Here is a 22,828-nt window from a genome sequence, read left to right as displayed (position 1 = left end):
TTAATGGTCTTTGACCACATTATGGCGTTAACAGGCGGTGGACCAGGTCGATCAACAGAGTCTATTTCCTTATTAATCTACCGTGGTGGTTTCCAAGGCGGGGAATTTGCTTATCAATCGGCTAATGCGGTGATTTACTTTATCATCATCGTAACGATCTCGATTATTCAAATTCGTTTCTTACAGAAGCGGGAGGTGCAGATGTAATGAATACGAAAAAAATAAACTGGACCGTCACCACGTTACTTATCGTTGGTTCTATCGTCATTTTATTTCCGCTTTATTTAACCGTGGTGAATGCATTTAAAACGCCTCAAGAAACGGCTCAAAGTATTTTATCGCTACCTTCTTCGTGGAGTATTGAGAACTTTACAACAGCCATTGAAATGACCAATTTCTTCAATGCGTTTTCAAATAGTTTCTATATTACGTTCTTCACCGTTGTTTTAACGGTTTTAACGAATTCATTGGTCGCTTATGCGATTGCAAGAAACATGCATAAGAAATTGTATAAAGTATTATTTTATTATTTTGTCAGTGCGATGTTTGTCCCGTTTCCGATTATCATGTTGCCAATTGTAAAGCAAATGAGTGCAATTGGTTTAAACAATCCGACAGGTCTCATCATTTTGTACGTCGTGTATGGCCTAGCGTTTAATATCTTCTTGTATGTCGGGTACATTAAGACGATTCCAAAAGAATTAGAAGAAGCAGCGATTATTGATGGATGTAGTAGATGGGGCGTCTTTTGGAGAGTCGTCTTCCCACTTTTAGCTCCAATGAACGCAACCGTTGGAATTTTAACGGCATTATGGGCATGGAATGACTTTATGCTTCCGCTCGTTATTTTATCAGACCGTAACGATGCAACCTTGCCGCTTGTCCAGTACATTTTCCAATCGCAATTTAGCGTGAATTATAACTTAGCCTTTGCGTCTTACTTACTTGCATTATTACCGATGTTAATTGTGTATTTATTTGCACAGAAATGGATTATTAGTGGAGTGACAAAAGGAGCGATTAAATAAAAGGAAGAGCTCGAAAGGAGAGAACTATGGCTATTACGTACAACAAAGAGACAAAAACGTTTCATGTAACAGCAAAAGATACCAGTTATGTGATGCAAATTATTAACGATGGCTACTTAGCACATCTTTATTGGGGAAAGAAAATTAATGAATATAACCAGTCAAATCAAATTCAGTACCGAGATCGAGGGTTTTCACCGAATCCTGTTTCTAATGATCGAACGTTTTCGCTGGATACATTGCCCCAGGAATATCCAGCTTATGGGAACACTGATTTCAGAACACCTGCTTATCAAGTTCAATTAGAGAATGGGAGTACAATCACTGATTTACGTTATGAATCACATACGATTGTTAAAGGAAAGCCAGTACTCTTCGGCCTTCCTGCTGCGTATGTGGAATCAGAAGAAGAAGCTGAGACATTGGAGTTACTCCTTGTTGACGACGTGATTGGGTTAAAAGTAAAGCTGCTTTACACAGCTTATGCTGACCTCGATGTCATTACCCGTTCAGCTCACCTTATCAATGAAGGTGATTCAAATCTGAAAATTCTAAAGGCTGCTAGTATGAATGTTGATTTCAGGGATCACCAATATGAAATGATTACCCTTTACGGTGCTCATGAAAGAGAACGTTTTGTTAATCGTACTGGTTTGCGCTATGGAGTTCAATCGATCGAAAGCAGGCGTGGTACGAGCAGTCATCAGCAAAATCCATTTTTTGCTTTAGTAAGAGAAGATACAAGGGAAAATCACGGAGATGCGTATGGAATCAATCTTGTTTACAGCGGGAATTTTCAAGCATCTGTTGAAGTTGACCAGTTTGATTGCACACGCCTAACAATGGGAGTGAATTCATTCGATTTTACTTGGTTGCTCGAGCCGGGGGAATCATTCCAAACACCAGAAGTAGTTATGGTTTATTCATCTACTGGACTAGGGGATATGTCTAGAACATTCCATAAATTGTACCGTACTCGTTTATGCCGTGGAGAGTTTCGTGATCAAACTCGTCCAATCTTAATTAATAACTGGGAAGCGACCTACTTTGATTTTAACGAAGACAAGATTACGGATATTGCGAGAAAAGGGAAAGACCTTGGCATTGAACTATTTGTATTAGATGATGGTTGGTTTGGGAAACGAGATGATGATAACACCTCTTTAGGAGATTGGTTTGTTGATAAAAATAAGCTTCCAAATGGACTTGAATCATTAGTGGACAAGGTTCGCGATATGGATATGCAATTTGGACTTTGGTTTGAGCCGGAGATGGTTTCGGAAAACAGTGAGTTGTTTAGAGAGCATCCAGATTGGTGCATTCATGTACCAGATCGTAAAAAATCAACTGGACGTAATCAATTAATTTTGGATTTTTCAAGAAAAGAAGTGTGCGATGAAATTATCAACCGAATATCCGCGATACTTTCTAGTGCACCGATCACTTACGTAAAATGGGATATGAACCGTCATATGACAGAGGCAGGCTCTGCGACACTGCCGGCTGAACGTCAAAGAGAGGTAGCTCACAGATTTGTTCTCGGTGTTTACCGCGTAATGGATGAAATCACATCGAAGTTTCCACACATCTTGTTTGAAAGTTGCTCTGGTGGAGGCGGTCGCTTTGATCCAGGCATGCTTTATTACATGCCGCAAACTTGGACGAGTGACAATACCGATGCAATTTCGCGCCTGAAAATTCAATATGGCACAAGTCTTGTGTATCCAATTAGTTCAATGGGAGCGCATGTCTCAGATGTACCGAATCATCAGGTGAAGCGGATTACCTCACTTGAAATGCGTGGCCATGTCGCGATGTCTGGAAATCTAGGCTATGAACTTGATTTAACTAAAATGACAGAACAAGAGCAGCATGATGTAATTGATCAAGTGAACTATTACAAAGAGATTCGACCACTCATTCAATTTGGTGAATTTTACCGACTGCTTAGCCCTTTTAAAGGAAATGAAACGGCATGGATGTTTGTATCTGAAGATAAAACAGAAGCTGTTTTTGCACATTTCAAAGTGTTAGACGAAGGAAATTCTCCTTTCTTATCAACGAAATTGCAAGGACTTGACCCGGATAAAAAATATACCATTGCTGAATTAGGTGCGTCCTATTACGGTGATGAGCTGATGAATGTCGGGGTCAATATTCCAAAAGTTCAAGGTGATTTTACAAGTGTGATGTGGAGACTGAAAGCAGAGTAAGGGGGATAAGATGGAAAAGAAACTTGAGACAGCCAACAAATTTGTTGCACAAGAAAAAGAAAAACTTAGTCAGCATATGTGGCGGTTGCAGTACCATCCTTCTCCGTCTGCTTATTGGATGAATGATCCAAAGATGTAAGGCTAGGGGGACTGATTTATTTATATGAAAAAAAGGTTGCTAGTTGGTCTTATTGTCTTTTTATGTACTATTTTTGTAGTAACTCTTATCGCGAAACCATTTATAGATGAAAAACCTAAAGTTATCGTTTTGATAAAGGATTCAAAATCTGCGTATTGGAAAATGATAAAGGCTGGGGCTGAAAAAGGCTTAAAAGATTTTGGGCTAGAAGGGCAAGTCGTCGCACCTACTGATAGCCTACATGAAGCGCAAGTTGAAGTGTTAGGGGATGTCATGAAAGAAAATCCTGACGTTTTAATTATCTCTCCTATTTACCCAGAAGCTATGATTCCCTACTTAGAGGAAGTTGTAGCCGAATGGAATGTTCCTGTATTGCTTTTAGATACAGATGCTCTTTTGGAAAACAAAATATCTTATGTCGGTACAGATAATGTTGCATTAGGTGAGAGAGCAGGAGCATTATTAGGCTCACAGCTACAGCCAGGCAATGAGGTAGCGATTATCGGATTCGATTCAATCAGTCCTGTCGCAAATGAACGAATACAAGGGGCGAAAAAAAGTTTAGAAGCAATCAGAATCAATGTTGTATCAGAAGGGGTAGAAGTATCCTTTGAACCAGTTCAAGTTCAGGAAGCAGTGAAAGCAATACTAAAGGATTATCCTAACTTGAAAGGGATTATTGCTACAAATGATGGCTTGGCAATCGATGCAGTAGAGGTACTTCAAGAAGAGGGAATAGCCATTCCGGTAATAGGTGCGGATGGGATCAATGATATGATTGAATTGATTGAAGAAGGTACACTACCTGGAACAGTAGCACAGAATCCTTATGATATGGGATATATAAGCGTGGAAGCAGCTAAGAAAGTGATAGAAGGTGTACAAGTTGATCCAATGATCGATAGTGGGGTAGATATTATCGTCAAAGGGAATGCAAAGAATAGATTGGACTTTCAGAGAAAGTTATTAAGGTAATGTTGGAAGGGCAACTGGAAAGTGAAATGGTCATTAAAGGAATGAGTAATCATATAAAGCCTATAAACTTAACTAGAGAAGAGGCTGTCGCCAAAAGGTCATTGAAGCGATGGAAGTAGTTGAGGAATTGGAATAGCGTAACGATTAAGTAGATTTAAATTAAAGGATGGCTCAATGAAAAAATTGAGTTATCCTCTTTGTTTTGGTTTATACGAGGTGATTTTCAATCAGTTAATAAAAAAAATAGATTAAATAAACGTTTGTTTAATAAGAAAATCGTGCTGTCTTCAAGGTTAGATCAGTTTTTTTTTGAGTAAGGATGTAATGAGACTTGTCCATTCTAACTTGTCAAATTAAGTAACAACAAGAATCGGACTAGTAGATTGCTATGTTATAATATAGAACTAGCAGATTAAGAATGATCTTAATTCTCTTTTAGAGCTCTCTTACGTTTTGATCAAATAGCAAAGTGGGGAATTAAGAATGAATAAGTGGACCAAATTAGTCGTTTTCTACTGGTTACCCGTATTGTTTGTTGCAGCTATGATCTTTACTCTTTCTTCGCAATCTTATGAGCAGCAAGACCTTAGACCCTATATTGGTCAGGTAACGGATCTTGAAAGAATGAAAGAAATGTACAATCAAATAAAAATGGAACATGTAGAGCATCAATTATATGTTGAAGAAAATGGATTTAAACGAACACTTCAAGTTATTGTCGAAAAGTGGAAACTACTAGTTGTGTTGGTTGGAGGTCTGTGTGTCATTGCTCTTACGATTACAATTGGATTTTTAGTAAAAGCGGCCAGAAGAAATGGGTATAAAAAAGTACTAAGAGCGTTATCGATTTTTTCTCTATTGGCTGTTATAAGTATTGTATTAGTTGTGGTCGGAATTCTGTTTGCCTTCCGTATTGAAGAGATGTTGTTGATGATCAAGAATCGGGTTGCTGTTGGAAGAGCGCAGGATTGGCTAAAAGGAATTCAATTTATGTATGCAGGCAACGAAATTAGTGTCCAGCGACTAGGGGCGGATCGTTTTATCGAATTTTTGATTCGAAAAGCGGCGCATTTTAGTTTTTTCTTTGTCCTTGGCTTTCTTATGTATCGTGCACTATGGACAAGTGGCGTTAGGAAACGAGTTGCGTATGGTTTTGCATTATTGTTTGTTCTGTTTTATGCGATTTCCGATGAGATTCATCAAGCGTTTACGCCAAACCGAACGCCTTTATTTCAAGATGTGATTTTGGATTTTTCTGGTGGAGTAACAGGGGTTACATTGGCGCTTTGTGTATACCTCATAATTAGTCATTATCAAAATAAAACAAGACAAAACACACCAATTATAATAACGTCAAGAATTGAGAGAAGAAAGATTAAAGGATGAGGAAAGCCCTAATAGCGATAATATATGAGTGAAATAGGACTGAAATATAATAAACACCACTAATTTCATTGTGAAATTCAGGTGGTGTTTTTTATGTTTCACGCTCTTATACGTACATTACACTGGAGTTTTCACCTTGTATTGGATGCAATAATTTTCTAAAAATATGAATAAATGAATAAAATTATATTGACAATGATTATCACTTACAGTAGAATTTTAAACGGGAGTAATGATGATAATGATTTTCATTACCGTCATTATTAGAAAAATATTTGGAGGGTACATACAATGAGTAAAGCTTTAAAAATCATGTTATTTGCATTAATGTCATTAGCACTTGCTGTTGTCACAGCATGTGGCGCAAATGATGAATCAGCACCAGAGACAGAAGAAGTTGAAACAGAGCAAGATGAAAATGAAGTAGCAAATGAAGAAGCTGCAGGTGATGAAGCTGGCGGAGAAGTAAACCTTTATACAAGCAGACACTATGAATCGGATCAAGAACTTTATAAATTATTTGAAGAGCAAACGGGTATTAAAGTAAATGTTGTAGAAGGAAAAGGCGATGAGTTAATTGAACGTTTGAACATTGAAGGGGAAAGTACGGAGGCAGACTTATTTATTACAGCAGATGCTGGTAACTTACATGTTGCAAGTGAGAGTGATTTACTCCAACCGGTAGAAAGTGAAGTACTTGCTTCAAATATTCCTGAAAAATTACGTGATGTTGATAACGAGTGGTTTGGTTTAACAAAACGTGCACGTGTAATCGTTTATGCAAAAGACCGTGTGGACCCAGCTGAACTTTCTACTTATGAAGCTTTAACAGAGCCAGAGTGGGAAGGGCGAGTTACTGTTCGTGAGTCAAATAATATGTACAATGTTTCTTTGCTTGCATCTTTAATTGAGATCAATGGCGAAGAAGAAGCGTTATCATGGACTGAAGGTATTGTAAACAATATGGCAAGAGCTCCTCAAGGAAATGACCGTGACCAAGCAAAAGCAATTGTTGCTGGTGAAGGTGATGTTGCAATTATGAACACGTACTATATTGGTACTATGCTACATTCAGAAGATGCAGAGGAAGTAAAAGTAGCTGAGTCTGTGGGAGTCTTTTTCCCAAATCAAGAAACGACTGGTACGCATATTAACATTAGTGGTATTGCTTTAACAAAACATGCTCAAAACAAAGAGAGTGCTATTAAATTAATGGAGTTTTTAACTAGTGAAGAATCACAGGAAAGTTTTTCAGCGGCAAACAATGAATATCCTGTAAATCCAAATGTTGAGCCAAATGAACTTCTTAAATCTTGGGGTGAGTTTAAAGAACAAGATATTAATTTGTCTGTTTTAGGTGAAAATCAACAACAAGCCATTCGATTATTTGATCAAGCTGGGTGGAAGTAGAGTTTCTAAAATATAAATGTACCGTATCACAACGATACGGTACATTTACTATAAAAAGAGAAACTGGCAATTCTTTTCATGTGTAATAGTTCTTCCTTTTGAGAATGATTTTCGTTATAATGTAGGAAACGAGAATAAGGTGTGTCGACATTGAGACTAATCCAGCAGACGAAAAAACAACTAAATATATGGGCGATACTAAGCTTACTCTTTGTTTCTATTATATTAATTCCTAATTTTTTAATCGGCTTTCAACTTTTTACTGAACCCAATGAAAATTGGCAGCATATAAAAGATTATTTGCTTAGGAATTATATTTATAATACTTTAGTAATCGTTACGTTCACGGGAATTGCGACGACGATTATTGGCGTTAGCTTAGCTTGGTTTATTACGATGTACAAATTTCCATTACGTAACTTTTTAAAATGGGGTTTGATTTTGCCGCTAGCGATCCCGCCATATATTGGGGCTTATGCTTATCATGGATTATTAAATTATACAGGTGTGATCCAAACGAAGTTACGGAACACGTATGACATTTCGGTAAATCAAAGCTACTTTAATATTATGACATTACAAGGTGCTATCTTTATTTTCACACTCTTTCTATTCCCGTATGTCTATACGATTACGAAAAGCTTTTTGCAAAACCAATCGTCATCTATCGTTGAGAATGCAAAGCTGTTGGGGGATAACTCTTTCGAAACATTCTTCCGAGTTATCATTCCTATTTCAAGGGCTGCAATTGTTGGTAGTGTAACGTTGGTTGTGTTAGAGGTTTTAAATGATTATGGAGTTGTTAGTTATTTCGGAATTCAAACATTTAGTACCGCAATTTTTCGAACGTGGTATGGAATGAAGGATCTTGATTCAGCCTTAAAGCTTGCTGGAACGTTAATGTTTCTTGTTATCTTTATTTTAGTAATCGAAAAGGTCATCCGGGGCAGAAAGCAATATAGCTACTCAAACTCAAAGGTTCGACCAATTGAGCCTAAGCAATTAAACGGCATAAAGAAATGGTTCGTGTTTTCTTATTGTTTTGGCATTTTTACAATAGCCTTTATTGTTCCTTTTTTTCAATTATCTCAGTGGGCTTTTATGACGTATGAAAAAATCATTAGTGAGCAGTTTTTAACTTTAATATACAATTCTGTTTTGGTTGCAAGTGTTGCATCAATACTCATTGTGCTGATCTCATTAATCATTGCCAATTATACTCGGTTACATCAAGGGCGATTTACAAAAGCATTTTCAAAAGTTACGACGCTTGGGTACTCCATACCAGGTGCGGCTATTGCAATCGCGGTAATTAGCATCTTTATGATAATAGATAGTTATATAGCATCTGCTTCCCAGTTCTTTAATCTCGATCCAGTCTTTGTTTTACGGACGAGTCTAGTAATGTTAGTGGCAGCTTATATTATTCGTTTTTTGGCAATTGGTTACAATTCGATTGAATCTGGTTTTGAAAAAGTGGGAAATAGTTTTACCGAAGCATCTAGGACACTCGGCTTTTCAACCGTTAAAACGTTTTTTAAGGTAGACATTCCGATGCTTAAAGGAGCTATCTTTAGTGGATTCATTCTTGTTTTTGTCGATATTTTAAAAGAATTGCCATTAACAATGTTCTTGCAGCCATTTAATTTTTCAACATTAGCTACCCAAGCTTTTAAATATGCTAATGATGAACGAGTACATGAAGCCGCTTTGGCATCCATTATTATCATTTTAATTAGTGGTATTTGTATTTACTTCTTTCATAAAGTCTTAGATAGGGAGAGTAGCTAATGTTTGTACAAATTGAAAATCTAAAGTATCAATACAAAAATTCAAGTGAACCGACGATTAAAGACTTTTCATTAGAGATGGAACAAGGCGAAATTGTTTGTATTCTTGGTGAAAGTGGAAGTGGGAAAAGTACAATTTTACGATTACTAGCAGGACTAGAAACCCCTAATAAAGGGGTCATTTCAATCAATGGAAAGACAATCATTAATGACCATCAATTTACAGAACCTGAAAAAAGGGGAGTGGGAATGGTCTTTCAAGATTATGCGCTCTTCCCTCATATGACAGTTGCGAAAAATGTTCAATATGGGTTACGAAAAATGACACGCCGGCAAAAACAGAAACGATTAGATGAGATGCTATCGTTAATTAATTTAACTGACTATAAGGACCGTTATCCATTTGAGTTAAGTGGTGGTCAGCAGCAACGAGTCGCCCTTGCGAGAGCACTAGCTCCTGCGCCTTCCTTGCTTATTTTTGATGAACCTTTTAGTAATTTGGATGCTAATCTTCAGGTGAAAATTAGAGATGAACTGAGAGGAATATTAAAACAGACGGGAATAACCTCTATTTTTGTAACTCATGATCAAGAAGATGCCAAAGTCTTAGCTGATCGTATTGTTTTTATCGAAAATGGTGTTGTTAGTCGTGTAGGACCTCCAGAAGAAGTGTTAGGTTGTGCTAGTTTAATAATGTGGGCAAACTCGTAAAGTTGCTGTAAAAATACAAAACCGCTTGGCTGCTGAAGCCGTGCGGTTTTTTTGTTGTAGCTGAAAAGAGTGCTAATTAGGAAAAAGGGCTTTACCAAAAAGAAGAGCCTGTCAACTGTATTTTTAAAAATATGAACCATTGGCTCTAGAAGGAAAAATACATTATTTTCCGAAAAAGTGAAACCATTCAAATAGTTAATCGTACAAATTATTAGAGGACGAAGCACTACCTACGTCTATCTCAAATTTTTATATGGAGTGATGCTTTTATGATGAGCATGATATGGTTAATTCTTACCGGTATCTTACTTTTCATCCTATTAATCGGTTGTGGAATTGGTTTTTTTATTTTCAAAAAGCGGTATCGGACAGCTAGTTCAAATCAAGCGTTAATTATTACAGGTCCAAAGCTTGGGAATCCAGAAGAAGATACACGAATTTTCTTTGATGATAATGGAAGAAGTTTGAAAATTATTCGTGGTGGCGGGATTCGTTTGAAGATGTTCCAAACGTGCACGCCCGTAGATTTAAATTCTTTCCAGATCAAATTAACAACGCCGAAAGTATACACGTCACAAGGTGTACCGGTGGTAGCTGATGCAGTGACATCAGTAAAAATTGCTGATTCATTAATTGGAATTGCTAATTATGCTGAGCAATTTTTAGGGAAGAAACAAAATGAAATTGAGGAAGAAGTATCAAAAGTTCTCGGTACTAATCTTCGAGCAATTTTATCAAAAATGACGGTGGAACAAATTAATAACGACCGTGAATCATTTAATCACCAAGTGCAAGATATCGCTCAACAAGAATTAGATAATATGGGATTTAAAATCACGTCATTTGGGTTAGATGATCTTCGCGATGCTGATAAAGAGAATGGGTATTTAGATAATTTAGGTCGTCCACGTATTGCTGAAATCCGCAAAAAAGCCGATATGGCGGAATCCGATGCAGAAAAAGAAACACGTATGTACAAAGCAAGAAATGATCAGGAAGCTCAAGAAGAAGAAAACAAACGTTTAAGTGAGATTGCTGAATCTAAGAAAGAAAAAGATATTAAGGCAGCAAGAATTAAAGAAGAAACAGAACGAGCGAGAGCGAAGTCAGAGCAATCCTATGAACTTGAAAAAGCAACACTCGCTCAACAAGTGAAAGAAGAAGAAATGAAGATTCAATTTATCGAACGACAAAGACAAGTAGAGCTTGAACTTGAGGAACAAAAGCGACGTAAGGCTTTAGCTGATGCAAATGCATATGATATCAAAGCAAATGCTGAAGCAGAAGCTGAAAAGGCACGAATTGACGGGGAAACAAAGGCGATGATCGAAAAACAGAATGGTCTAGCAGAAGCTGAGGTTATTCGTGAGCGAGGTCGTGCTGAGGCAGAAGCGAAAGAACTTATGGCAAAAGCAATGGAGAAATACGGCGAAGCTGCGATTCTTGAAATGTTTATCGAGATGCTGCCTAAGTATGCACATGAAATCGCACAACCTCTATCAAAAATTGAAGGAATGAAAGTCATTGATATGGGCGGATCTGAATCAAACGGTGGTGCCGCTAAGATTACAAATAATGTCACAAAAACGATGCTAGGCTTGCAAGAAAGTTTAAAAGAAAGCACAGGGATGGACTTAAAAGCTATGCTTGAAAGTTTTGTATCTCGTGGTCAAGTGAATAACTTTGAAAAAGCTACTTCAGAAGTAGCGGCTGGAAAAGAAGAGTCAAAGCAAGACGAGAACAAGACAGTCCAAAAGGATAGAGAGATGGAAAACAACAAAGCGCAAAAAGAAACAAAACAGTCGGAGTCCGATTCAACAACCTAACGTTAGAAAAGGCATTACTTGTTTAACAAGCCAGTAATGCCTTTTTTAATTTGAAAAATGTAAAAGCTTGTTACATCAACGGTTTTGCTGAATAACTAATTAGAGATGGACATACATATAGATTAATTCGAGTTAATTAAGGAGGGGGACATTTGGGAAAGGGTCTTTTTAATATGCTTTTTATTCTTTCGATGATTATTGTTTCTGTCATTGTTATTCATGTTACTAATAATGCAACCGTCGTGGCCACAAATGAAGTCGGAATACCAACTAAACCGGCTAATGAAGAGTTTTCAAATATGATGATAAGCATCCAGGAGGAATTAACAACATATGAGGAAGTTGAAAATATTGTCTCTGATTTTCAACAGTTTGTTACTGTGCAAACCACTCTTTCCCCATCCAACCCAGACACGAAACATAGAGCACAAGAGATTAAAAAGGTAGTGGATAATGTTTTAAGAACTAATAAATTAGATCAGTATCAAATTCAAATTCAGAGTATTAGTGGCGAAGATTTGGAGTGATCAATATAGGTAAATTAGATATGGTATTTAAAGATGATTCATATTTTGAATAATAGAAAGAAGGAAGCCTCTCGGACATCACATTCGTGTTTTTTTTATAGTATGTACATTAAATATCTCAATGAAAAAGGAGAAACCAAAGGATAGATAACTTTGGTTTCTTCCAAAAGCTAGTACGTTTGATTACTGTTGATACGGAAATTGACTACTATAACCAGAAAACTGCTGATACGTTTGATCGAGCTTTTGCCCGTCAGCAGCTTCTAAAGAGTAAAATCCTTTTTGGAACATAACATTGTATAACTCGCGCTGACAATCTTGTGTTTGATTAAACACAGTTGATAGGTCTTGGTAAAGTTGTCCATGACTCATTTCATTTAAGGCAACGCTATAGGAATTAGTCATGCTTTTTTCCATTGCTAAAATATCGTTAATAAAGTCTCGGTCATTCATTTGTGGTGTTTTTGGAATTTGCATTTCTGGATTTTGAATCTTTTGCTGTTGTTGGCTCATTCTAATGCCCCCTTAAGGAAAGTACAATTTTAGGCTGTTGAACCTTTTCTTACTGCATTGGGATAGAAGCTTGTTGATTCGTTGTTTTCAAATGACTTAGAATTTTTTCATAATGCTGTTGATGCATTCGTCCAGCTTTATCTAATGTCATTTTGATTTCCTGATCTTGACACTGTTGCGCGAAAAAGTGAGCTTTTTTCATTGCAAGTAAGTTCCACGAAAGCATATCTGATAAATAAAGCTGATCTTTCGTAGTAACGACAGCTGGTGGCTCAGGCATAATCGCTTGTTGGTTTTGTTGGTTCTGCATGCCCATTGGTTGCTGTTGATTTTGTTGACCTTGCATTTGTTGTTGTTGCATGAGTATACCCTCCTTTGGATGTCGCCTTAAGGCAACGTATCCGTCATTCGGATACCTCATTAGTGTGAAATATAAGCACCTTAATTATGTGTGAATGAAGTAGACAGAACTGCCTATTAAAGGAAGCCAAAAGAGAAAATCACTCTTTTGGAGTGTGGAAGTGGCAATGGCTCCGCACGCTGCACGTTCGCTAGGGGAAGAAGCCCACCCTAGCTTCACTAAAAAGCAAGCAGCGGCTCTGCTCATTGCTAAAGAAATTGCCAAAAGAGAAAATCACTCTTTTGGCAATTCCTTTAAATTTATCTATTGCGAAATTTACGAATGTTCGGTATGATGATTTTAGAAATGACTTTGAGGTTGTTTGTATTTTTTTGGGCTAAAAATGAATGAGTATTCATTCGTTTGGGAGTAAGATAATTCAAATGAAATGAATTCGTGCAGGTAAAGGGGGAGAATTATGTCTTTTCATATTCGTAAAGTAGCCGTTATTGGTTCTGGTGTCATGGGTTCTGGTATTGCTGCTCATTTAGCAAATGTCGGAATTCCAACCTTATTACTTGATATCGTACCGAAAGATCTGACAAACGAAGAACAGGCAAAAGGGTTGACAATACAGGATTATGCAGTTCGCAATCGATTAAGTACGAATGCGATAGCCAATCTTAGTAAGCAAAAGCCAGCACCACTTTCTTCCAAGGCAAAAGTTAACTTAATTGAAGCTGGAAATATTGAGGATGATGTGAAACGCCTTCAAGAAGTTGATTGGATTATCGAAGTTGTGGTTGAAAGCTTAACCATTAAACAGCAATTATTTGAAAAGATTGATGCTGTTAGAAAGCCTGGGACGATTGTTAGCTCTAATACATCAGGAATTTCCATTGAAGCAATGTCTCAAGGACGATCTAATGATTTTAAATCACACTTTTTAGGTACGCACTTTTTTAACCCGCCAAGATACTTAAAGCTATTAGAAATAATTCCTACTGAACATACGAATAAAGATGTACTTATTTTTATGAAAGCGTTTGCTGAAGAGACACTCGGGAAAGGTGTCGTCGAAGGGAAAGATACGCCAAACTTTATCGCGAATAGAATTGGAACGTATGGTTTACTCGTTACTGTTAATGAAATGCTTAAAGGTGGATATTCCGTAGGAGAAATTGATTCAGTAACAGGGCCAATCATTGGTCGACCGAAAAGTGCAACATTTCGAACGCTTGATGTTGTTGGACTCGATACTTTCCTTCATGTTGCAAAAAACGTCTACGATGTCGTGGATGGGGCAGAAAAAGAAGTATTTCAACCGAATTCGTTCATGAAAGAAATGGCTGCAAAAGGTTGGCTTGGAAGCAAAAGTGGGCAAGGATTCTTTTTGAAGAAGAAAGGAGAAAAAGGTAGTGAAATTCTCGAGTTAAATCCAACCACTCTTGAATACGAGGAACGAAAAAAATTAAAGGCTGCCTCAGTGGAACAGGCAAAACAAGCAAAGAAGCTTCCGGATAAATTAAAGGTCTTAGCCTATGCAGACGATCGAGCAGGTCATTTAATTTGGAACTTATTGAAGCCAACGTTATTGTATTCGGCTGAGAAAGCTTTTGAAATTGCTAATGATATTCATGCAGTTGATCAAGCAATGAAATGGGGCTTTGGCTGGGAGCTCGGTCCATTTGAAACTTGGGATGCGATCGGTGTAAAAAAAGCAGTCGAGCGTATGGAAGAAGAAGGGGAGCAGGTCCCACTATGGGTAAAAGAAATGCTGGAAGCAGGTCAAGAAAGCTTCTACAAAGGTGAGACGTTCTATCACGCTGGTGGATACGCACCTAAGCTTGTTAACAAAAAAATTGTTACTCTGAAAACATTAAAACCAGACAAAGTCATTATGAAAAATACAGGGGCAACATTACTTGATGTTGGTGATGACGTAGCTCTTCTTGAATTTCATTCTCCAAACAATTCAATCGGATTCGACGTTATTCAAATGATAAATAAGTCGATTGCAGAAGTGGAAAAGAACTATAAAGGCCTAGTCATTAACAACCAAGGCAAAAACTTTTGTGTCGGTGCCAATTTAATGTTGATATTAATGGAAGCACAGGATGACAATTTTTTTGAGATTGATCTTGTTGTTCGCCAGTTCCAGCAGGCAATGGCCAACATTCGCTATGCAGAGAAGCCGGTTGTTGCAGCACCGTTTGGTATGACACTTGGTGGAGGGACGGAAATATGCTTGCCATCAGCAAGTGTTCAAGCATCGCTTGAAACGTATATGGGCTTAGTAGAAGTTGGAGTGGGTGTGATCCCAGGCGGAGGCGGAAACAAAGAATTGTACCTTCGCAATTTAGAACGAACATCTAGAGGCGATTTGCAAGCGGTTGCGAACAAAACATTTGAGACGATTGCGATGGCAAAAGTTTCGACCTCTGCACAAGAAGCAAAAGAAAATGGCTTCCTAAGTGCACGTGATGACATTGTTATAAATGGTGACTTACTGATAGATCGTGCAAAGCAAAAAGTTCTTCATTTATTTAACACAGGGTATCGTCCACCTGAGCGAGCGAAGATTCAAGTTGTTGGTGAAACGGGGTACGCAACGATGCTACTCGGTGCGAAGACAATGAAGTTTGGTGGCATGATTTCAGATCATGATTTGAAGATTGCCGAGAAACTCGCTTTTGTCATTGCCGGTGGCCGGGTGCCTAAAGGGACGTTCGTTGATGAGCAATACTTACTCGATATTGAACGTGAAGCCTTTTTAAGCTTAGTAGCTGAGCCGAAAACGCAACAGCGTATGCAATATATGTTAACTAAAGGCAAACCACTTCGTAATTAAATAAAACGCACGTAGAGGAGGGAAAATGACAATGAGAGAAGCGGTAATCGTAGCTGGTGCAAGAACACCAGTTGGAAAAGCAAAACGCGGTACATTGGCAAATGTTCGTCCGGATGATTTAGGTGCATTGACCGTTCGAGAAACGTTAAAACGTGCCGGCGATTATGACGCTAAAAAGATTGATGACGTTATTATCGGGTGTTCCATGCCTGAGGCAGAACAAGGCATGAACGTCGCTCGAAATATAGCGGCCTTAGCAGGGTTACCGAATACCGTTCCGGCGATCACGATCAATCGTTATTGTTCATCAGGGTTGCAAAGCATTGCGTACGGGGCAGAACGGATTATGCTTGGTCAGGCAAAAGCCATTATTGCTGGTGGAGCTGAATCGATGAGTATGATCCCGATGGGGGGGCATGTGATTGCCCCTAATGCGAAGCTCGTTGAAGAACAGCCTGAGTATTACATGGGAATGGGCTATACCGCGGAGGAAGTGGCGAACCGATATGATGTAAGCCGCGCTGACCAAGATGAGTTTGCCGTTCTTAGTCACAAACGCGCAGCAACTGCTATTGAAGCAGGAAGGTTCAAAGATGAGATCGTTCCGGTTGATGTCACATTCCGCTCTGTTGGAGCAGATCACAAATTAAAAGAAAGGCAAGTGACCTTTGATACAGATGAAGGAGTGAGAGCAGATACATCAGCACAAGGATTAGCAAAACTGCGCCCAGCTTTCTATCCAAAAGGGAGTATAACAGCTGGCAATGCTTCACAAATGAGTGATGGGGCCGCATCTGTGTTAGTAATGGACCGTGAAGAGGCAATCGTCAATGGCATTACTCCTCTTTTAAAGTTCCGGTCATTTGCTGTAGCGGGCGTTGCTCCTGAAATTATGGGAATTGGTCCAGTTGAGGCGATCCCGAAAGCTCTTAAACTAGCAGGACTAGAATTAGCTGATATAGGGTTGTTTGAGCTAAATGAGGCGTTTGCTTCTCAGGCACTTCAAGTGATTCGACACCTTGATCTAGATCTTGATCGTGTGAATGTCAATGGCGGTGCGATTGCGCTTGGTCACCCATTAGGCTGCACAGGGACAAAATTAACGCTTTCCCTCCTGCACGAAATGAAACGACGAAAGGAACAATTTGGTGTTGTTACGATGTGTATCGGTGGCGGAATGGGCGCTGCAGGTGTTTTTGAGTTAATCGGTTAGAAAAACAATAAAGGGAGGAACGAGATATGAGTCAAACAGAAGACAAAGTGGTAAAAGGCGGGAGCTTTCTAGTAGAGGATGTTTGTTCTGACCAAGTATTTACTCCAGAGGATTTCACCGATGAACAAATAATGATTGGTCGTACAACGGAAGATTTCGTCATTAATGAAGTAGAGCCCGTTTTAGAGAAAATTGAGCAACATCAATTTGATCATACAGTTAGACTTCTAAAAGAAGCTGGTGACTTAGGCCTTCTCGCTGCGGATGTACCTGAAGAGTATGGCGGGCTTGGACTAGATAAAATTAGTTCATCACTTATTTCGGAAAAGTTTGTTCGTGGTGGTGCATTCGGGTTAAGTCACGGGGCCCATGTTGGGATTGGCTCTCTTCCTATTGTCTTTTTCGGAAACCATGAACAAAAATCAAAATATTTGCCTGACCTAGCATCAGGCGCAAAGCTTGCCGCTTATGCGTTAACTGAGCCAAGTTCCGGCTCAGATGCACTTGGTGCGAAAACGACAGCTGTTCTAAATGATGCCCGAACACATTATGTATTAAATGGAGAAAAGCAATGGATAACAAATTCTGCTTTTGCAGATGTGTTTATCGTCTATGCAAAAATTGATGGAGATAAATTCACAACGTTTATTGTTGAAAAAGAATTCGAAGGTGTATCAACGGGTCCAGAAGAAAAGAAAATGGGAATCAAAGGTTCTTCAACGCGAACGCTTATTTTAGAAGATGCCCTTGTACCAGTGGGGAATGTTCTTGGTGAAATAGGGAAAGGTCATGTAATTGCGTTTAACATTTTAAATGTTGGTCGCTATAAGCTAGGAATTGGATGTGTCGGAAGTGCGAAACGAGCACTTGAACTAGCTGCAACATATGCTACGGAGCGAAAACAGTTCAAAACGCCAATCGGCAAATTCACACTCATTCAAGAAAAGCTCGCCAATATGGCAACGGCAACCTATGCAGCAGAGAGTTCGATCTATCGTACGGGTGGGTTATTTGAAGATCGTCTTGGTGGGCTAACAGACGAGGAACAGAAGGATGGTCGTGCAGTTGCCAAAGCGATTGCTGAATATGCGATAGAGTGCTCCTTAAACAAAGTAGTAGGTTCTGAAACACTTGACTACGTTGTAGATGAAGCGGTTCAAATTCACGGTGGCTATGGGTTCATGGCTGAATACGAAGTCGAACGCATGTATCGTGACTCGCGAATTAATCGGATTTTTGAAGGGACAAACGAGATCAACCGTTTGCTTGTTCCCGGTACGATTATGCGTAAGGCGTTGAAAGGAGAGCTTCCTCTTTTACAAAAGGCAACAGCTTTGCAAGAAGAGATCATGATGTTAATGCCGCAGGAAATCGGGGACGCCTCACTTGAGCAAGAAAAGTACCTGCTTTCTATGGCGAAAAAAATCTTCTTAATGGTAGCTGGGAACGGGGCGCAAAAATATGCAGATAAGCTTCAGCATGAACAAGAACTTTTATCAAATGTAGCCGACATTGTTAGTGAGATTTACTCAATGGAGTCAGTGATTCTTCGTACTGAAAAAGCAATCAACAAAAGAGGCGAGGCGAAAGCTGAGCAAAAGCTTTTAATGACTCAAGTCTTCTGTCAAGAGGCCTTTAATAAAATTGAAGCTCATGCAAAAGAATCTTTGGTAGCAATGGAAGAAGGCGATACTCTTCGGACAATGCTAGGTATTCTCCGTAAGCTTACACGTCACACTCCGACCAATGTCGTCGCGTTAAAACGCCGTATTGCAGGTGTCGTATTAGAAGAAAAACGTTATGTCGTTTAATTAATAACTTTTGAGGAAATTCGTTTCCTCAAAAATAAAATATACTCCTTTCTTATGGAGCATTCTCCTCTCTAGTGCAAAGAAGTCCCAAAATGGGGCTTCTTTGTCAATTTTGTTGCTAGTCAGATTTCATCGAGTGTCTCGGTAGTTGACTGACTTTACATGTGATGGTACCGTGACAACAGGAAAGAAGCAATTGCATGATTCCTCTTGGCCTAACACATCCTAAACTTATTCTAGGTAGGAGAGGAGGAATCTTTTATGAGCAAAAAAGAAAAGATTAGCTATACAGCACCACTTACTGGGGTAGAAGAATTCTCGACTGAACTGAATGCAGATTCTGTTCATGATGCCTTGCAAACGACCTGGGATACAAAGCAAATCGATTGTGAACAAGTAGAAGATAAGCAATAATAGAGATAGTTCAAGTAGGTAGAAGACAAGCATGAACGCACAAACAGGGTCTGCCCCCCGAACGAAAAAATGCGCTAAAGAGCTAGAAATAAACTCGAACGAGCTTACTAAGTCGGGGGGCTGATCCTTCCAAGACACACCTATTGAATATAAATAGAATCGAAAAACGAAAGGAGACAGACAACATGACAATTACCTATTATGAATACCCAAAATGTGGAACTTGTAGAAAAGCAAAAAAATGGTTCGCTAACAAAGGAATTGGCGTAAACGCAATACATATCGTTGAACAACCACCAACCAAAGACGAATTGCGTAACCTTTTAGAAAAAAGTGGTCTTGAGTTAAAGAAATTTTTTAATACGAGTGGTCAAAAATATCGTGAGCTCGGCTTGAAGGATAAACTGAAAGAAATGACTGAAGATGAAGGACTTGAGCTACTTGCATCAGAGGGAATGTTAATCAAACGTCCAATTACAACGGATGGAACAAACGTAACGGTCGGGTTTAATGAAGGACAATTTGAGCAAACTTGGAGTGAATAGGTTTTGTTCTGATGGAAAAGCAGGTATAATGTAGTAAAATTTGTATTAATTTAGATGGAGGTATTAGGATGAGCAACTTACCTAAAGAATTAAAGTATTCTGAAGAGCATGAGTGGGTAAAAGTAGAAGGAGAGAAAGTTCGTATTGGAATTACGGATTTCGCTCAATCTGAGCTTGGAGATATCGTATTTGTAGAGCTTCCAGAAGTTGGCGATGAAATTGAAGCGGACGAGCCTTTTGGAAGTGTAGAATCAGTAAAAACGGTTTCTGAGCTATATGCACCTGTAAGTGGAAAGGTTGTTGAAGTTAACGAAGACCTTGATGATTCTCCTGAATTCGTTAATGAATCTCCATATGAGAAAGCATGGATGATCGTTGTAGAACCAAGTGACTCAAGTGAAGTAGATAACTTAATGTCAGCTGAAAAATATGAGGATATGATTAGCGAAGAATAAGAGAGGTTTTCAAACAAGCCTTTCCTTTTTGAAACTAGAAGCCGTTGTCTTAAGGTTTTCCTTATAGTTATGCAGAGGAAGAGCAGCACACTGCGTGCAAAGGCTCTTCCTCTTTTGTATTTTTCCACCATGGTTCATCTCCCCGAATTCGGATAACCTAATACTAACTTCTGTTTAAGGAGGTTAGAGTAATGAGTCTTGTACGCGTTGACGTAACGAGTCAAGTAAAAGGTAAGTATGAAAATGGACATATGAATCTGTATATGGGGGAAGCTCAAGTCGGAAAGGTAATTGAAACGAATGAAGGTTTTCAGCATGAAATGGCTGAAGGCTTTGAGTTCGAAAACGATAAAGTGTTTCGATATGAGCAAGAAAACCCAAATGAAGTGAAATCTTATGTAGAAGGTTGCGATGAAGGCTGGTGCTAAACATTTGTTGGCTGACTCAATAAGACATTGAGTCAGCTCTTTTTCCGTGGAGTTTTCAGCTAAAAGAGGAATTGATGATACTAGAATAAACGCCATAAATAAACCTGTTACAAAAGCAGTACCTATTAACACTACGTCTCCTGTTAAAATTGCATGTAGTAAGAGAATGGTCGCAGCAAATACGTGTTGTAATAATGAGAAGATCGAAATAAATCTTGAATAAAGGTTACTATTGGTACGAATACTATCGTTGTTACAACTACATAGAGGAGGCTCTCGAATGGATCAGCAACAGCAGCAAGATAACCCAATTGACATGGCTCTACAAGAATATAAAGAAGGTATTGGGAATTTCACAAAAAAAATGCCTAATATCGCCAAAAAGTACAATGCGTTCACAGAAGCTTGCTTTGAAGAAGGGAAGCTCACTCAAAAGGAAAAGCAAATGATTGCATTGGGGATTAGCGTGTATTCTCAAGATGAGTATTGTATCATCTATCATGCAAAAGGGTGCTTAGATCAAGGTTGTACAGAAGAAGAAATTCTTGAAACAGTTGGAGTAACAGCTGCGTTCGGTGGTGGTGCAGCTATGTCTCAAGCGGTAACACTAGTACAAGAGTGTATATCTACGTTAGGAAATAACGATTCACAGCTTCAATAAAGGCAGTCAGGGTTTATTAAGTTGTATGCAAAAGGAATTGTATTGGAACATTTTCTGACAATGCGTAATCAGATCTCACGTCGTTAAATGAAGGTAGATCCCTTTATTTCAAAGTTGATCAAATTTTCTCACTATGGTACGATTATTTCTGATAAAAACGAGAAAGGGTTGATTCATTATCCATTTATTAAAAAACCATCATCATGGTGAAATGGAAAAAGCAATGCAACAATCTCATGGAACAAGTTATGCAGAGTATAATCGTAACTTAGAAAAAAGAATTGAAATTGAAAAAGAACGTGAAAAAGACTATAAGGCTAGCAAGAAATTGATAGCTCAATTTGGCTAAGCTGTAATAAAACGAGAAGAGTAGTGCCTATTGGTACTGCTCTTTAATCATTTAAAAAAGAAATAAGTTTGATTTTAAAGTGATTTTTTTTATTTTTATAGTGATTTAAAGGAATGCTAATTATAGTGAACCATGTAGTTTGTGTGAGTGGAAGAAAGGCGTGGAAAAGGTGTAACGACTGACATTGCTACGCTATAGTAGGGGTGAGGATAGGAAAACACTATAGGCATAGTTAGAACAGTAACTTAATTAGTTCTGTCTCCTTGAACTTATAATAGATTTGTTATAAGATTGTAATGAGAATAGATTGAGAATAAAACAAAACATTATCGGCTTTGTCCCAATTTAAGATAAAGCAAAATACATTGGAGGTTATCGTAATGTCAGCACCATTTCTAAAGATCGAAAACTTAAACGTATCAGTTGAAGGAAAAGAAATCTTAAAAGACTTCAACCTTGAGATAAAAGGTGGCGAATTCCATGCCATCATGGGACCAAACGGAACAGGAAAATCAACCTTAGCGTCAGCAATTATGGGTCACCCGAAGTATGAAATTACGAGCGGTTCAGTCACGATTGATGGAGAAGATGTTCTTGAGATGGAAGTTGATGAGCGTGCTCAAGCAGGTCTTTTCTTAGCAATGCAATATCCAAGTGAAATAAGCGGGATTACAAATGCCGACTTCTTACGTTCAGCGATCAATTCGAAGCGCGAAGAAGGTGATGAGATTTCTCTTATGAAATTTATCCGTCAATTAGATAAGAAGATGGAAGTACTTGATATGGATGATTCTTTCTCACACCGTTACTTAAACGAAGGATTCTCAGGTGGGGAAAAGAAACGTAACGAAATTTTACAATTGTTAATGCTTGAGCCAAAGATTGCGATCCTTGATGAAATTGACTCAGGTTTAGATATTGATGCCTTGAAAGTCGTGTCAAAAGGTGTTAACGAAATGCGTAGTGAGAACTTCGGTTGCTTAATTATCACTCACTATCAACGTCTCCTTGACTACATCACTCCTGATAAAGTACACGTTATGATGCAAGGACGCATTGTGAAATCTGGTGGTGCTGAACTTGCTGCACGTCTAGAAGCAGAAGGTTACGACTGGATTAAGGCGGAGCTTGGAATCGATGACGAGCGTGTAGGTGTAAACCAAGAAGCATAATGTAGATCGGTTAAAGTGAGAAAACATATACTCGCGATTGGCGAGTGAGTACATTAGTAAAGGGTGGGTAT

General features: G+C 38.5%; 23 protein-coding genes and 1 pseudogene. 22 read left to right on the top strand and 2 right to left on the bottom strand.

Going from position 1 to position 22,828, the window contains the following annotated elements; all coding sequences use genetic code 11:
- The 11 genes and pseudogenes from SLH51_RS15295 to SLH51_RS15245 form a co-directional block, all read left to right on the top strand.
- A pseudogene (locus tag SLH51_RS15295) lies at positions 1 to 207 on the top strand (sugar ABC transporter permease); the annotation flags it as partial.
- Complete coding sequence (locus SLH51_RS15290; RefSeq protein WP_335962222.1) at positions 207 to 1,028, top strand: carbohydrate ABC transporter permease; 822 nt, start codon at positions 207 to 209, stop codon at positions 1,026 to 1,028. The pseudogene SLH51_RS15295 and the gene SLH51_RS15290, both read left to right, overlap by 1 nt.
- Positions 1,029 to 1,054: 26 nt before the next feature.
- Positions 1,055 to 3,241 (top strand): alpha-galactosidase, encoded by a 2,187-nt coding sequence (locus SLH51_RS15285; RefSeq protein WP_335962221.1) that lies wholly within the window; start codon positions 1,055 to 1,057, stop codon positions 3,239 to 3,241.
- 10 nt (positions 3,242 to 3,251) lie between these two features.
- Positions 3,252 to 3,380, top strand: a complete 129-nt coding sequence (locus SLH51_RS15280; RefSeq protein WP_335962220.1) for a hypothetical protein — start codon at positions 3,252 to 3,254, stop codon at positions 3,378 to 3,380.
- A 24-nt stretch (positions 3,381 to 3,404) separates the two neighbouring features.
- Positions 3,405 to 4,355 (top strand): sugar ABC transporter substrate-binding protein, encoded by a 951-nt coding sequence (locus SLH51_RS15275; protein WP_335962219.1) that lies wholly within the window; start codon positions 3,405 to 3,407, stop codon positions 4,353 to 4,355.
- A 483-nt stretch (positions 4,356 to 4,838) separates the two neighbouring features.
- Positions 4,839 to 5,741 carry a VanZ family protein gene (locus tag SLH51_RS15270; protein WP_335962218.1) on the top strand — a complete coding sequence of 301 codons (903 nt, stop codon included), beginning with the start codon at positions 4,839 to 4,841 and terminating at the stop codon, positions 5,739 to 5,741.
- Between the two features lie 291 nt (positions 5,742 to 6,032).
- A complete protein-coding gene (locus SLH51_RS15265) occupies positions 6,033 to 7,151 on the top strand; it encodes a Fe(3+) ABC transporter substrate-binding protein (protein WP_335962217.1) in 1,119 nt (372 codons plus the stop codon).
- Between the two features lie 159 nt (positions 7,152 to 7,310).
- The gene (locus SLH51_RS15260; protein ID WP_390183774.1) at positions 7,311 to 8,942 is read left to right on the top strand and encodes an ABC transporter permease; all 1,632 of its coding nucleotides are present in this window, start codon (positions 7,311 to 7,313) and stop codon (positions 8,940 to 8,942) included.
- Positions 8,942 to 9,652: an ABC transporter ATP-binding protein gene (locus SLH51_RS15255; protein ID WP_335962215.1), complete on the top strand. Its 711-nt coding sequence runs from the start codon at positions 8,942 to 8,944 to the stop codon at positions 9,650 to 9,652. The genes SLH51_RS15260 and SLH51_RS15255 overlap by 1 nt, the downstream gene beginning before the upstream one ends.
- A gap of 272 nt (positions 9,653 to 9,924) precedes the next feature.
- Entirely contained in the window at positions 9,925 to 11,478 is a 1,554-nt protein-coding gene (locus SLH51_RS15250) for a flotillin family protein (protein ID WP_335962226.1), read from the top strand.
- Positions 11,479 to 11,630: 152 nt separating this feature from the next.
- Positions 11,631 to 12,005 carry a hypothetical protein gene (locus SLH51_RS15245; protein ID WP_335962214.1) on the top strand — a complete coding sequence of 125 codons (375 nt, stop codon included), beginning with the start codon at positions 11,631 to 11,633 and terminating at the stop codon, positions 12,003 to 12,005.
- Between the two features lie 183 nt (positions 12,006 to 12,188).
- Here the strand turns inward: SLH51_RS15245 and SLH51_RS15240 are convergent, their stop codons facing one another.
- The gene (locus SLH51_RS15240; RefSeq protein WP_335962213.1) at positions 12,189 to 12,518 is read right to left on the bottom strand and encodes a spore coat protein; all 330 of its coding nucleotides are present in this window, start codon (positions 12,516 to 12,518) and stop codon (positions 12,189 to 12,191) included.
- Between the two features lie 49 nt (positions 12,519 to 12,567).
- Positions 12,568 to 12,879 carry a hypothetical protein gene (locus tag SLH51_RS15235; RefSeq protein ID WP_390183771.1) on the bottom strand — a complete coding sequence of 104 codons (312 nt, stop codon included), beginning with the start codon at positions 12,877 to 12,879 and terminating at the stop codon, positions 12,568 to 12,570.
- Between the two features lie 160 nt (positions 12,880 to 13,039).
- Here SLH51_RS15235 and SLH51_RS15230 point away from each other — a divergent pair, with 160 nt between their 5' ends.
- The 11 genes from SLH51_RS15230 to sufC all read left to right on the top strand — a co-directional run bounded on the left by SLH51_RS15230 (position 13,040) and on the right by sufC (position 22,757).
- Positions 13,040 to 13,213: a hypothetical protein gene (locus tag SLH51_RS15230; protein ID WP_335962212.1), complete on the top strand. Its 174-nt coding sequence runs from the start codon at positions 13,040 to 13,042 to the stop codon at positions 13,211 to 13,213.
- A gap of 123 nt (positions 13,214 to 13,336) precedes the next feature.
- Positions 13,337 to 15,709: a 3-hydroxyacyl-CoA dehydrogenase/enoyl-CoA hydratase family protein gene (locus tag SLH51_RS15225; protein WP_335962211.1), complete on the top strand. Its 2,373-nt coding sequence runs from the start codon at positions 13,337 to 13,339 to the stop codon at positions 15,707 to 15,709.
- Between the two features lie 31 nt (positions 15,710 to 15,740).
- A complete protein-coding gene (locus SLH51_RS15220; RefSeq protein WP_335962210.1) occupies positions 15,741 to 16,922 on the top strand; it encodes an acetyl-CoA C-acetyltransferase in 1,182 nt (393 codons plus the stop codon).
- 26 nt (positions 16,923 to 16,948) lie between these two features.
- A complete protein-coding gene (locus SLH51_RS15215; RefSeq protein WP_335962209.1) occupies positions 16,949 to 18,733 on the top strand; it encodes an acyl-CoA dehydrogenase family protein in 1,785 nt (594 codons plus the stop codon).
- A 261-nt stretch (positions 18,734 to 18,994) separates the two neighbouring features.
- Positions 18,995 to 19,147, top strand: a complete 153-nt coding sequence (locus SLH51_RS15210; RefSeq protein WP_335962208.1) for a hypothetical protein — start codon at positions 18,995 to 18,997, stop codon at positions 19,145 to 19,147.
- A gap of 185 nt (positions 19,148 to 19,332) precedes the next feature.
- A complete protein-coding gene (locus SLH51_RS15205; protein ID WP_335962207.1) occupies positions 19,333 to 19,692 on the top strand; it encodes an arsenate reductase family protein in 360 nt (119 codons plus the stop codon).
- Positions 19,693 to 19,760: 68 nt separating this feature from the next.
- Complete coding sequence (gene gcvH / locus SLH51_RS15200; RefSeq protein ID WP_335962206.1) at positions 19,761 to 20,147, top strand: glycine cleavage system protein GcvH; 387 nt, start codon at positions 19,761 to 19,763, stop codon at positions 20,145 to 20,147.
- A 191-nt stretch (positions 20,148 to 20,338) separates the two neighbouring features.
- Positions 20,339 to 20,575: a YusG family protein gene (locus tag SLH51_RS15195; protein ID WP_335962205.1), complete on the top strand. Its 237-nt coding sequence runs from the start codon at positions 20,339 to 20,341 to the stop codon at positions 20,573 to 20,575.
- A 280-nt stretch (positions 20,576 to 20,855) separates the two neighbouring features.
- Positions 20,856 to 21,236, top strand: coding sequence for a carboxymuconolactone decarboxylase family protein (locus SLH51_RS15190; RefSeq protein WP_335962204.1), 381 nt, complete (start codon positions 20,856 to 20,858; stop codon positions 21,234 to 21,236).
- A 211-nt stretch (positions 21,237 to 21,447) separates the two neighbouring features.
- Positions 21,448 to 21,585: a YuzK family famiily protein gene (locus tag SLH51_RS15185; RefSeq protein WP_335962203.1), complete on the top strand. Its 138-nt coding sequence runs from the start codon at positions 21,448 to 21,450 to the stop codon at positions 21,583 to 21,585.
- Between the two features lie 380 nt (positions 21,586 to 21,965).
- Positions 21,966 to 22,757 (top strand): Fe-S cluster assembly ATPase SufC, encoded by a 792-nt coding sequence (gene sufC / locus SLH51_RS15180; protein WP_335962202.1) that lies wholly within the window; start codon positions 21,966 to 21,968, stop codon positions 22,755 to 22,757.
- Positions 22,758 to 22,828 lie beyond the last annotated feature (71 nt).

It is taken from the genome of Halalkalibacter kiskunsagensis (genome assembly GCF_037027555.1).
GTDB lineage: Bacteria > Bacillota > Bacilli > Bacillales > Bacillaceae_D > Halalkalibacter > Halalkalibacter kiskunsagensis.
The sequence above is the reverse complement of the archived record's forward strand: the minus strand, read 5'-3'. Positions and strand labels throughout refer to the sequence as shown.